At 29.8% G+C, this 13,282-nt stretch carries 7 protein-coding genes; 3 read left to right on the plus strand and 4 right to left on the minus strand.

Annotation, left to right across the window (positions count from 1 at the left end):
- The first annotated feature begins 88 nt into the window (after positions 1–88).
- From AC28QF_RS09105 to AC28QF_RS09115, 3 genes are all read left to right on the plus strand, one after another.
- Complete coding sequence (locus tag AC28QF_RS09105; RefSeq protein WP_488201632.1) at positions 89–1,087, plus strand: M20/M25/M40 family metallo-hydrolase; 999 nt, start codon at positions 89–91, stop codon at positions 1,085–1,087.
- A 175-nt stretch (positions 1,088–1,262) separates the two neighbouring features.
- Entirely contained in the window at positions 1,263–2,741 is a 1,479-nt protein-coding gene (locus tag AC28QF_RS09110) for a S8 family peptidase (RefSeq protein ID WP_488201631.1), read from the plus strand.
- Positions 2,742–2,830: 89 nt separating this feature from the next.
- Positions 2,831–3,346 carry a DUF4136 domain-containing protein gene (locus AC28QF_RS09115; RefSeq protein ID WP_488201630.1) on the plus strand — a complete coding sequence of 172 codons (516 nt, stop codon included), beginning with the start codon at positions 2,831–2,833 and terminating at the stop codon, positions 3,344–3,346.
- A gap of 57 nt (positions 3,347–3,403) precedes the next feature.
- Here AC28QF_RS09115 and AC28QF_RS09120 read toward each other — a convergent pair whose 3' ends face one another.
- The 4 genes from AC28QF_RS09120 to AC28QF_RS09135 all read right to left on the minus strand — a co-directional run bounded on the left by AC28QF_RS09120 (position 3,404) and on the right by AC28QF_RS09135 (position 13,281).
- The gene (locus AC28QF_RS09120) at positions 3,404–3,850 is read right to left on the minus strand and encodes a hypothetical protein (protein ID WP_488201629.1); all 447 of its coding nucleotides are present in this window, start codon (positions 3,848–3,850) and stop codon (positions 3,404–3,406) included.
- 54 nt (positions 3,851–3,904) lie between these two features.
- Positions 3,905–10,057 carry an alpha-2-macroglobulin family protein gene (locus AC28QF_RS09125; protein WP_488201628.1) on the minus strand — a complete coding sequence of 2,051 codons (6,153 nt, stop codon included), beginning with the start codon at positions 10,055–10,057 and terminating at the stop codon, positions 3,905–3,907.
- Between the two features lie 202 nt (positions 10,058–10,259).
- Positions 10,260–12,320, minus strand: coding sequence for an OmpA family protein (locus AC28QF_RS09130; protein WP_488201627.1), 2,061 nt, complete (start codon positions 12,318–12,320; stop codon positions 10,260–10,262).
- 10 nt (positions 12,321–12,330) lie between these two features.
- A complete protein-coding gene (locus tag AC28QF_RS09135) occupies positions 12,331–13,281 on the minus strand; it encodes a PorP/SprF family type IX secretion system membrane protein (RefSeq protein WP_488201626.1) in 951 nt (316 codons plus the stop codon).
- Between the last annotated feature and the right edge of the window lies 1 nt (position 13,282).

Consider the following 13,282-nt stretch of genomic DNA (forward strand, 5'->3'; position numbering starts at 1 on the left):
TATTTATTTTAGACCTGAAAGGGCTCAAAAATTAAATAGGCTATATTTAGCCTTTCAAATTAAATAACAAATAGAATTAAATAATCAGATGAGAAAAATAATATATATGTCTACATTGGTAACATTATCTATGTTATCATGTAAAACAGTACAAAATGATAGTAAAAAATCAACAGATACTAAATCAGTAATTTCATCAAAAACTGAAAAAAGTGTAATTAATATTGATTCATCTCTTGTTAAAAAGCATTTATATACATTGGCTTCTGATGAAATGGCAGGTAGAAAACCAGGTACAGAAGGTATTGAAAAAGCAGCAAAATATATAGAGAATGAATTCGGAAAAATCGGATTAAAAAAATACAATTCACTACCAACTTTTCGTCAGAGCTTTGAATATAAAGGAATTAAAATGTTCAACGTAATTGGAGTTTTAGAAGGAAAGAGTAAAAAGAATGAATATGTGGTCGTTTCTGCACATTATGATCATTTAGGAACAAAAAAAACAGGAGAGGGAGATTTAATTTTTAATGGAGCAAATGATGATGCATCAGGTGTAACAGGAGTTTTAGCCTTGGCAAAATATTTTAAAAATAAAGGACAAAACGAAAGAACAATCATTTTTGTTGCTTTTACAGCAGAAGAAATGGGTTTAATAGGTTCTACACATTTTGGTAAAGGAATTGATGCGAGTAAATTTGTAGCAGGAATTAATTTAGAAATGATAGGGAAAACACCAAGTTTTGGACCAAACACAGCTTGGTTAACAGGTTTTGAACGCTCTGATTTTGGTAAGATTATTCAGAAAAACTTAGTAGGTACAGGATACCAATTATTTCCAGATCCATACAAGAAATTCAATCTATTTTTTAGATCAGACAATGCTTCTTTGGCTCGTTTAGGAGTGCCTTCACATACGTTTTCTACCACACCAATTGATGTAGATAAAGATTATCATAAAGTTTCTGATGAAGCAGAAACTTTAAATATTACGGTAATTACACAAACTATACAAGCTGTAGCAAAAGGAACAGAAAGTATTATAAATGGTAAAGATACCCCTACAAGAGTAGTTCTTGAAAAATAATTTTTAACCAAATAAAATAAGAAAAGAGCCTATTTTAAAGGCTCTTTTCTTATTTTACGAAAAACTAAAAATTATAAAAACCCTATTTAATACCCTTATAGTTGTGTTTTGTGTTAAAATATTATTAAAATTTTATTATATTCGCAACGATTTAATCTAAACCCTTCAAATTAAGATGAAAAAAAGAATATTAAGTTTGGCTATTGTTTTAGCAATGTTTTCTTGTTCTAACAACGAAACATTAGAGATGCAAGAAGAGCAAAATGAACTGCTTTCAAAAAAAGAAATTAATTCAATTATTAATACCTCACTGCAAACTACTGGCGATTTTAATTGGACAACACAAAGCGCTCATACAATTTGGAGTGCTGTAAAACATGGTGAGAATATTTTAACCATCGGTTATGGGAATTCAAAAAATCAATTTGCAAGAAGCTCAGAAACAAATAATATTAAAAATGATTTAATTCAACTTGTTCATAGCTTAGAAAAAACATCTGCAAAAGGAGCTAGTGAATTACATGTTGATGAGATTATTAATGTTATTGATATTAGAGTAACAAATAAAGAAACTATCGAAACTTTATTAAAAGATAGTAGAGTACGCTACGTAGAGCCTGGTGGATATAATTTCTTAGATTCAGATAACCAAGCTCGATCAGAAGGCGGTTCAGGTTGTGGATATGGAAGTACAACATTAAGTACCAATGATTACCGTACAGTATCGCCAGGAGCAAGAGTGCCTTGGTCTTTTGATGCGCATAATATTCCTGCTGCATGGAATTATAGTACAGGTGCAGGAGTAACGGTTGCTATTATCGATTCAGGTTTGTCGCCTCAACAAAAATGGATGAATCAATATTTTAATGATGGAGATTCTTCAGGGAGAACAGTTCAAAAGTATGGAACATTTGTAGATTCTTGGTGGGCATGGTCTAATAGTTATGATGGTGTTAACGATAAATGTGGGCATGGAACTAAAATGGCAGCTGTAGCAACAGCACCAAGAAATAATGATAATTTACCAGTAGGTGTAGCATACAACTCAAATTTAGTAACATATAGAGCTGTAGAGAATGTTATTATTAACGATTATCACGAAAAAAGAGGTGTTGTAGAGGCTTTAACTGCCTTGGCTAACAGAAGTGATGTAAAAGTAATTTCAATGTCTATAGGGTCTCCTTTTAATATAGGTAACGTTTCTGATGCAATTAAATATGCACATAGTAAAGGAAAAATGATTTTAGCAGCTGGTGGTACTTCAACGTCATTTACAACTTGGTATGGTGTTATTTTTCCGGCAAGTATGTCAGAAACAGTAGCAGTTACCGGAGTTAAAGAAGGTGAGTATGATAAATGTGATGTTTGCCATACAGGTTCTAAAATCGATTTTACTATTCAAATGCAAAGAACTAACGGTACAGATAATAAAATACCAGTATTAAGTTATTATGACGGACAAGCTAATTACATTGGTGGTTCATCAGTTGCGACAGCAACAACAGCAGGAATCGCATCTTTGGTATGGTCTAAAAATCCATCTTGGTCTCGTGAACAAGTATTACAAAAAATGAAAGAATCAGCAGATTTTTATCCAAATAAACATTCAGAATACGGATACGGAAATATTGATGCCTTAAAAGCTGTTCAATAAAAAAATCAACTAACTTACCTAAGAAAAACCTCGAATATTCGAGGTTTTTTGTATTTTTATAAAAACCTGATTATTGAAATAGTAATATTATGAGACAATTAAAATATCTTTTTTTAATCTTTATCGTTGGATGTTCTTCTACCAATGTAGTATATGATTATGATAGTAAAACTGATTTTAAAGTATATAAAACATTTAATTTTTTTGAAGATGCTGGTGAGGGTTTAAATGAATTAGATGTTAAGAGAATTACGAACGAATTAACCAGCGGATTACAGCAAAAAGGGATGAAGTTATCCGAAGATCCAGATATGTACATAAATATTTTATCAAAAGAAAGTGAAAAAATTGATAGAAGTACCATTGGTATTGGTATGGGAGGTGGACGAAATGTAGGTTTTGGAATCTCAGGCGGAATACCTATTGGAAACAAAAAAATAAATCAAAAATTAATTATTGATTTTGTAAAGAGCGAAAACGATGAATTGTTGTGGCAAGGAATATCAAACGGCGCAATAAAAGAACGAACAACGCCAGAAGAAAGATTAATTCATTATAAAAAAACCATTGAAAAAATATTAATAAATTATCCGCCTAAAAAATAGTATTGTAAACAGAAAAACCTCCAATTAAGGAGGTTTTTTTATGTATTAAAAAGTTGATTAAAATTGGTAACGTATACCTAATCCGAAATCAGACTGAAAACCGTCGTAATAATCACTAAAACCTACTTCTGGTCTAAAATCTAAAGAAATCATTAAAGGAATATCAAAGTTATATTCAATACCAATAACACCAGCTCCGAAAATAGCACTATTACTATTTGCAGAAGCAATTCCACCACCAAAACCAGCATACCAATTAAACTGATTTTCTAAAGCCCATACCCATTGGTATAATCCTGTAGCTTTAAAAGCGTCACCTTTTCTTAAACCTAAATCAATTTCTAATCTATTGTTGCTTCCTAGAGCTCTTTGGTAAGAAATCTCACCTCCAAAACCATTATTTCCTCCAAAACGAACACCAATAGCATTCTTAGAAATGTCTTGAGCATTTGCAGAAAACACACCGATAAATAATAAGGCGATAATAAAAAATGTTTTTTTCATAATTTTAAGTTTTAATTATTGTTAAAAGTAGTTTATTATAAGTTGGGGGCAAAGTTACTGAATAACTAAACGTTTTCCTTTTGAATGGCTACTAAATTCAGGCGCATACATACTTTGTATTGTTGTAATTCCGTTACTAAAGTTCCCTGTGTTATTTACGCGCACATCATATTCGAAAATATAAACCCCTTTAGGTAAACGATCAAAAAAGAAATTTGTTGCAGCATCTTTTGTTGCTTGATAATAACCTAAGCCATCTTGCCATTTGTATTGCGAAAGCACATTTATTGGTTCTACACCAGATGCTCTCATATCTTTCATGTGGATAAACTCCATATCTCTATCAGAGCGAAGCTCAATTCTTACGGTAATTAAATCACCAACTTTTAAAACCGTTTTATCAGTAATTTCAATAAGTTCTTTACCTGTACCTGTATTTATCTTTTTAAATAGTTTTTTCTTTAATTTTAGTGGAGTTTCAGTACTTGTAATTTTGTCTAAATCTTCAAAATATTGCCAATACAATCCTCCCCAAGCAATTCCTTTTCCTTTTTTAGAAATGGTTACTTCTGCCATAGTTGGTTTTATTTCATTTTCATTCCATGAGGTTTTAAAATAACCTGCTCCGGCTTCAATCTTTACGCTTTCTAGTTTAGCAGGGTCAATTTTTTGATTTCCGATTTTAATAGCAATCATATCAGTAATTGAAAGCCAATCACTTCCTTGTAATAACAAGGCGTAAACAGCTTCTGTGGTTGCTTTGGTTGTTTGCCAACGATTGGTTTGCTTGTTTTTTAATAACCAAATTTTTAAGTTATCAATAGTTTTAGTATCATTTTCAATTTCAGAAAAAGCTTCTATTAATAAAGATTGTGTTTCAATAGGTGCTTCGTAATTATAATATCCTGCAACGTTTGTTTTCCAGTACATACCTAATTCATCAGAAGTAATACTATTTTCTTTTAATGATTTAAGAATTTTAGATGAAATAGTTTTATTCCCTTCTCTAAATTGAATTAAAGCAATCTGACCTTTGGCATATAATTTATAAGTATTCCAATAAGCAGCAGTTTGATTTTTATAATATGTAATTGCGCTTTTAGTTGTGTTTGAAAATGTAATTTCAGGATAAAAACTACGCATGTATAAATACTGAATCGTAAAATAACTTAAATGATTTTTACTTAGATATTCTTCATATTTAACAACGCCTTTTGTTTCTTTTATCTTATTGGCTTGCTTTAATAAATTAGTGTATTGTTCTTCTATTTCTTTATCTAAAAAGAGAATAGCTTTCTGAAGCATTTTAGTAGTTGAAGCATCTAAATTTTTAACACCTAATTTTTTTAAATGACCAAAACCACTAACAATATGTTGCGTAATATATGCATTGGCGTAATCACTTCCTTTAAACCAAGGGAAACCACCAGTGCTCATTTGCATATTTTTAAGCTTATTGATGTTTTTTTGTTGCTCGTTCTTCATCTTATTCAAATCGAATAATAAAGCAATACGTTTTTTTTGTTCGCTTTCAGATTGAGCATCTCGCAGCCAAGGAGTTTCTTGAATAATCAATGATTTTAATTCCTGATTTTTTTCTAAATTACTTATTAAAGCATCCGAAGATTTCCATTGTTTAAAAACTTCCTGAATTCTTGGGTTTGAATTTGCAATATGACTCGCCAATATATTTGCGTAATAACGAGCAAAAGTTTGTTCGCTACATTCGTACGGATACTCCATTAAATATGGTAACGCTTGTACAGCATACCAAGCCGGATTAGAAGTAACTTCTAACGTTAGTTTGTGATGTTTTAAACTTGTTGAAGTGTTGTTTTTTAGTTTAGCTAACGTAAATGTTTTTGTTTGATTAGAATGTACCCACATTGGCAGTGTTTCAGTAACTAACATTCGATTAGATAAAACCGGTAAAACATTTTGTTCTCCGTCAGAAAAATCGCCAGCTTTGGCTATAATTTTATATTGAACGGCTTGTACAGTTTCTGGAATGGTTAAATTCCAAGAAACATTTGTATTTCCGTTTGTATCAACTTTAAAAGATTGATTTTTTGCTACGTTTTCTAATAGATTAATCTCTTTACCTGTAATAGCATCCGTTAAAATTAATTGAGATATCCCTTGCAGGTTTTTATTTGACAGATTCGAAATTTTAGCACTCAATGTTATTTTATCGCCTTCTCTTAAAAATCGCGGAGCATTTGGTATAACCATCAACTCTTTTTGAGTTACCGTTGTTAGCGTTTTTATAGCCGATTGTGCTTCTTTAGTATGTGCTAATAATTGTAATTTCCATTTGGTTAACGCTTCGGGAGTAGTAAAACTAAAGGTAATATCTCCGTTTTTATCGGTTGTTAAATGCGGATAAAAGAAAGCTGTTTCTTGTAAGTTTTTACGAATTTGAATTCCTTTTAAGGATGTTTTTTCTTGTTTTTCTTTTATTTGATTTTTATTATCTAAATCAGTTACTACAACTTCCTCTAAAGAATCACCTTCGGTAAATGCCATAACAGTTTCTTCAACTTCCATTTCATCTTCAACGATTTCTATTCTTTCAGGAGCAGATGGAGGTGGAACTCCGTTTTTATTTTTTCTATTAAATAAGGTTCGTCTATAATTATTACCAAAACTAAACCCAAACCAATTTAATTGATTATATTGTTGATTTTGATAATTGTTATTCGAGTAACTTCGGTTATAAATTCTAAAATTCTCGTACCCAAAACTATGTTGTGCGTTAGCGGTATTTCCGTACGAATAATAACTAGAGGTTGTTATAGGATTAAATTGCCAATTATGCGGTTTAAACTCATCTAAAGAAGCATCGTACATACTTGCCAAAACTTCGGCAGTTACTTTGTTTTTTTGATCATTTTTAATGGTGAAACTCCATTTTTCTTGTACGCCCGGTTGTAACTTATCTCTAAAAGTAGTGGTTTCAATAGTAATAAGTTCATCTTTTTTAGGAACCGAAACAGCAAGAACTCCACTACTAAAAGAATTATAATTTACAAAGTAGTATTTAACAGCAAAGCCGCCAATATCTTCTTTTTTTACAGGAATTTCGATAGATTTTACGTTATCATTTAAATGAATTAAGTGTGTATCTATAGTTTTGTGATTTTTTTCAACCATCACAATCACGGTAATATCTTTTGATGCAGAAGCAAGTTCTAAACAAACCATATCGTTTACCGAATAATTAGTTTTATCGGTGCTTATAAAAAATAAATTATTGTCAGCAATTTTTTTATCACGGGTACTAATAATGGTAAAATGAGCTTTGTCGGTTACTTGCTGTTTAAATTTATCTTGCGTAGTTAAAACGGCAATATATTTACCTGAAGTCCAACTTTTAATGTTTTTAAAAATAAGTTCTTTCGATTTTTTAGTATCAAATTCTTTCTCAAAAACCAATTTCCCTTTGTTCCAAGAAGTTTCATTTTGTTCTTCCTTGGTATAAGCATCATGTGGAAATAATTTTCTAAACTCATGTTCTGAAATATCTTGATAATCAGGAGCGCTCCAAGGCCTTTTTCGTAACGGATTTTTAGGAGCTTGCAACTTGTAAATTTTTACGGTTCCGTTAGCAGCCACAAACTCGTTATTTAAGTTTTTAGTGTAAATTTTTATTTGATGTTGCTTATCTTCTTTATTAACAATTGGATTTATTTGTAAAGAAGCCGTTAATGCATGATAACCTACTTTTACGATTGTAGTAGCGCTTCTTGTTTCACCATTAATATCGGTAACATCAGCCGTAATTTCATAATTAAAAATAGGCAAACCTTCTTTTGAAATACTCTCATCAGGAAGTGCTTTAAATTTGATAGCAAAATTACCTGCAGCATTGGTAATGCTTTCTCCGTGTATAATTTCTTGTGCTTCGGGCGATGAATTTGGTCTGCGCCAATACCACCAATTAGGATATTGTACTTTTCTATGAACACGATATACAACTTTAGCATTGGTTATATTTGCTCCAGAAAAAGCTTTGGCAAATCCGTTTACGGTAATGCTATCATTCAGTTTAAAAGTTTCGGTAACTGATTTAAAATCGGTTTCAAATTTCGGTCGCTTGTATTCTTCTACCGAAATAGTAGTAATGTAATCATCTCTTTCAAAGTCGAAATCGACAGTATCGTAAAAAGTACTTTCTTTTTTATCACTTTCATCAATGTCAAAAGAATATTCGCCAGTTAAACCGTTATTAGGTAATACGATTTCTCCTGAAGCAGATCCGAATTCATTTAATTTTAAATCTAGCTTTTTAACTTCTTGTCCGTTTACATCATTTAAAGTAATTTCAACATATTCATTTGTGAAAGGAGTAGATTTATCCTTCTTTTTTTGAATGAAAATAGTTTTAAAATAAACTGTTTGTCCTGGTCGATAAATACTTCTATCAGTAAAAATAAACGGTTTTATTTTGATGCTCTCATTCTGTGTATTTAAAGTAGGTTTTTGATGTTTGTATAAATAGTAATTGCCAAAAACCGCACTGTCATTATCGGTGCTAACAGTTATATATACGTTGTAAAACGTCTGGTTACTTTTATAAGTTGCAAAGCCATTTTTATCAGTAATTAATTTTTCATTGATACTTTTCGTATTTCTGTGTTCTTTGTTTTTTAATAATAATTGAGCATTTTTAATTGGTTTACCTGTATTTCTATCAACTACTTGATATGTTTTTATATTGTTATCTGCACTTTCAATTAAAGCCAAATTACTTACCTGAATATTAGCTGTAGCAAACAAGTCAGTCGTATTTAAAATCTCGTTTTCATGGGCAACAATTAAATAATTTCCTTGTGTAAGTTTTGGAACGATAACCTCGGTTGAGTGCGATAAATAATCAGATTTGTTTCTTAACTTAGTATTCCACGATGTTGCTGTGGTTAGCTTTTTTATAAAATTGATGCGCTCTTCTTCCTTATAAATATTATTTAGTTTTTCAACTTGATTTCTACTGATTTTGTATGTTGTAAAGTATAAATGATCAATATTATTGTAGGTTATTAATAAACGAGAAGCAGTATTTATAGGGCTGAATTTCTCGGATAAAAGCGAAAGTGTTTTCGTTTTTATTTGCTGTTTTAAAGCTTCACATTTTTTTGCGCCATCACTTTTAGGAAACAGTGTAATTACACGATTACAAATGGCAAGCGCTTCTTTATTTTTAAAGCGTAAAGCCTCTTTCTTGGTGGCTTTGTAATTGTTTGCTTGTTGTTTGTAAATTTCAGCAATTTTATAACTATATAATCCCGCTATTTCTTGTTTTTTATAGTTGTTTTCAGTTGATTTTAATGTTTGTAAAAACAACAGTTCTTTATCCTTAAAAGTAGCATGTTGATTCACAAAATTTAATCGTTCTAAATCTACCGTAGCTAAAGCTTTTAAATTGTTGCTTTTTAAATGAAAATTTATGAGTTCTTGATAAATTTTCAACGCATTTAGTTGAAGTGAAACAGTATCTTTTGAAGTAAAGTTTATAGTAGAAAAGTTAAGAGCATCATTTATCAATTTAGGATTGTCAATTTTAAATTGATACGCAGGTTTTGTAATATTTGTTTCAGATGTTTTATAAAATTTTAGTGCATTGTGTGCTAAGAAATCGAATAATGTAGGTCGATATTCTTTAGAACCTTTAGCGATATGTAAAATCTCACTAAATTCAGAAACATCAGTTTGTTGTAATAACAATCCGTTAGTTAATGATTTCTGATAGTAGCTGTGAATTTCGGCAAACAGTGTATCTAAATCCCAAGTTCTAAAATCATTTTCATCAATTTTTTCTGATGTTTTGGTACGTTGATAAAAATTCCATCTGTTTTGATTAAAGTATTGCCAATATAAATTAGCTAAAACATTTTCTAATACGTTTTTTGTAGGAAAACTACTTTTATCAATCTGATCTTTAAATTGATTGATTATTTTTAATTGTGCGTCTTCTTCTAAAGTTAACGAAAACTTACTTTTATAAAATAATGCTTTAATAATTTGTGGCGAATTCTTTGCAGATTCCGCTTTAGCGTAAATAATATTTACAATTTTTAAGGCAGATTTTGGTAGGTTCTCTTTTTCAAATTTATGTACCTCTTCCCAATGACTTTGATAATTTTCTTGGGCTTTTAATGTGGTAGAGAAAAGTATGATCATTAATAATAGTATCGTAATTTTTTTCATAACGTATGTTTTGATGCCTTCAAAGCACTCGTAAATTAATATTAAAAGCAATCAATAATTAGTAAACAACTAGTTTTAAGTGGTAAAATTGCTTTTTGACTGAGTTTAGCTATAAAGATAATTAATAATGTAACAGTTTTGTTTTAATTATTTAGATTGTCTATAAAACAAAGAACGAGCCAACTGGCTCGTTCTTATTAAATTAATATATTTTTTTGATTATAAATTCACATCTTCTATTTAACTCATGCTGTTCTTCTGTGCATGAGTCTTCAGTTTTACATTTTACAATCGGTTTTGTTTCTCCGTAACCAATAGCAAAAATACGATCAGGTTCAATACCTTTTTCCATGAAATACATTCTTGTAGAGGTTGCTCGCTTTTGTGATAATTTTAAATTGTAATTATCTTTACCTCTTATATCTGAATGTGTACCTATCTCTATAATCATATCGGGGTACTTTTTCATCAGAGTAATAACTTTATAAATAATTACCTTAGTATCTCGGCGTAAATACCAAAGATTATAATCAAAGTTTATATCTGCGGTTTTAACTACAATTCTATCGTTATCTTTTTCTATGCTTTTTTCTTCAGCAATAATTTGCTCAATTTTAGCTTTTTTTTGTAGCTTTAGTTTATTGTCGGATGCAATTTTTAATTCTTGTTCTTTTTTTGCATTTACTAGAATAGCAATTCTGTTTTCCTTTTCAATTTCAGTAATTGATTTTAAAGCTAAAGACGCATCATTGTCTTTATTTCTTTCTTTAGTTGTAATAACAATTTTTTCTTTTTTTAGATATCCTTTTTTAGAAGCTATAATTGTATATGAGGTTTCGCAAATAGCAGTAAAACGAAAAGCGCCATTAATATCTGTATATGCTTTTTTAAATTCGGTATTACTTGCTTTTATTAAAATTAGTGAATTAGATAAGGGTTTCTTCGTATCAATATCAGTAATTATACCTGAAATAAATTGCTTGCAATTTTCTATAATTAAGGGTTTCTCTTCTATGACTTTATAAATGTCATCATTTCCTTTTCCTCCAATTCTATTGGAAGCAAAAAAGCCTTCTTTTGTGTCGGAGTTTATATTGAAAGAAAAATCATCGTAACCAGAGTTTACAGGAAAACCAATATTATCTGGTTTCGAAAAACTATTTTTCATGATTTTACATACAAAAACATCTAAAGAACCAAAATTTGGATGACCATCTGAAGAAAAATATAATTTATTGTCTGAACTTATAAACGGAAATTGCTCTCTTTTTTCTGTATTAACAGTTCCTCCTAAGTTTTTTGGTGTATCAAAACTACCATCATTATTAATTGCTACAGAATATAAATCAAAAGATCCAAATCCGTTTGGCATATCAGAAGCAAAATATAATGTTTTTTCATCTGTACTTAATGCTGGGTGTTCTGTAGAATAATCATCAGAATTAAAAGGAAGAGCGTTAATGTTTTGCCATTCTTCATTTAATAATTCGGCTTTATATAATTGAACATGAGTTATTTTCTTTTTACCAGTTTTTCTTTTTCCTTTTACTAAATTATTTCTCGTAAAGTAGGCTGTTTTTCCGTCCTTGGTAAAAATAATATTCGATTCATGTAGCTTAGAATTAATTTTAGTCGAAAAAGGTAAAGCTACGCTATCGCCTAAATATATTTTATTAATATTAGTTTTGTATATATCTAAATAATTCTGACCATTCCAACCAAAATGTTTTCCTGAGGTTTTCTTTCTAGGAGCAGCAAAAAAAATGGTGTTGCCTTTTTGTATAGCACCAAATTCTGATTCTGATGTATTGATACCTAAATTTTTAATAACGAAACGTTGTCCAATAGCTTGAATGTTTTCTAAATATTGAATTTCTTTTAATAAGTTAGATAGTTTCTTTCCGTTTCTTTTCTCGTAGTAATTACGCAGTAAATTGTTAGCGTTATTATATTCTCCTAATGCTTTAAGTGTGTTGGCATATTTTATGTAATATGTTTCGTCTATAAGTTTTCTGTAATTTTTAAAGACATACTTATAGTTAACAGAAGCTTTTTTCATCTTATTTAGATAATAATAGGAGTCTGCTAGTTTTTTTGTCGTTTCAAAATCTTTGTTTTCATTTATTGCCTTTTCATATAAAGGAATTGCCTCTGCATAAAAGGTTCTTTCAAAATATTTATTGGCTCTTTTTAAATGTTGATTTTGAGCTTTTATTGTAAAAATGGTAAACAGTGTAAATAATACGATGGTAACTTTTTTCATAATTCGTTTTTTAGAAGAATCTTGGAGATTTATCGTATCCCTTTTTTAAACCTAAGGTATCAAAGTCAAATAAAAGCATTACTTCATGTGTGCCTGAGTTAAAGTCACTTAAATTAGACGTTGTATAATCAAACGCATATCCAATTCTTATTGAATCGAAAGCTTTTACATTAAACATTGCACTAAAAGAGTCATTAAAACGATATGATAATCCACCTTCAAGTCGATTATTAAACAATATATTTAAAGAGGTATCTAAGGTAATAGGAGAGCCTTTTACTGTTTTCATCATAAATGAAGGCTTTAGTTTTATAAAATTATTAAGTTTAAAAACATATCCACCGTTTACAAATAAATGAATTTCTTCTCCTCCAATACTATTTAATCCGTTTCGTTCTTCGAAATGTTTAGAACGTAAAAGGTTGGGTATTGCAACTCCTAAATAATAAGTGTCTGTAAAATAAAATAAACCAGTACCAAAATTTGGTAATGTTTTATTCTGATTTTCAAAAGCTAAATCATTTGGTATAAAACCAGTAGTAATATCTTCATCAGGAAATCTAAAATTAGTAAAATTGGTTGTAAAGTTGGTAATACCTGCCTTTAAACCTAAAGACAATTTATGACCTTCAGCTAACTTTAAAATATAAGCAAAGTCTGTATAAATGTTATTTTCTTTTAGCACACCGTCACCAATATTATCATTAACTAACGAAATTCCAACTTCAATTTTATTACTTAAAGGAGCGTGCACAAAAAAGTTGTAAGTTTTAGGAGCTCCTACAGCAGATGACCATTGTGTTCTGTGTATTGCACCAAAGTTTATAATCCCTAAATTGTTAGTAGTATAAGCTGGGTTTACAATATTTTGATTGTACATATATTGTGTATATTGAGGATCTTGTTGCCCTAATACAGTAAAAACTGTACTTATATAGATTAAGAATAATACTTTTTTCATG

This window comes from Tenacibaculum sp. M1.3A, assembly GCF_057732375.1.

Coding starts and splice junctions, on each gene's coding strand:
- AC28QF_RS09105 (WP_488201632.1), top strand. CDS start 89: ATGAGAAAAATAATATATATGTCTACATTGGTAACATTATCTATGTTA.
- AC28QF_RS09110 (WP_488201631.1), top strand. CDS start 1,263: ATGAAAAAAAGAATATTAAGTTTGGCTATTGTTTTAGCAATGTTTTCT.
- AC28QF_RS09115 (WP_488201630.1), top strand. CDS start 2,831: ATGAGACAATTAAAATATCTTTTTTTAATCTTTATCGTTGGATGTTCT.
- AC28QF_RS09120 (WP_488201629.1), bottom strand. CDS start 3,850: ATGAAAAAAACATTTTTTATTATCGCCTTATTATTTATCGGTGTGTTT.
- AC28QF_RS09125 (WP_488201628.1), bottom strand. CDS start 10,057: ATGAAAAAAATTACGATACTATTATTAATGATCATACTTTTCTCTACC.
- AC28QF_RS09130 (WP_488201627.1), bottom strand. CDS start 12,320: ATGAAAAAAGTTACCATCGTATTATTTACACTGTTTACCATTTTTACA.
- AC28QF_RS09135 (WP_488201626.1), bottom strand. CDS start 13,281: ATGAAAAAAGTATTATTCTTAATCTATATAAGTACAGTTTTTACTGTA.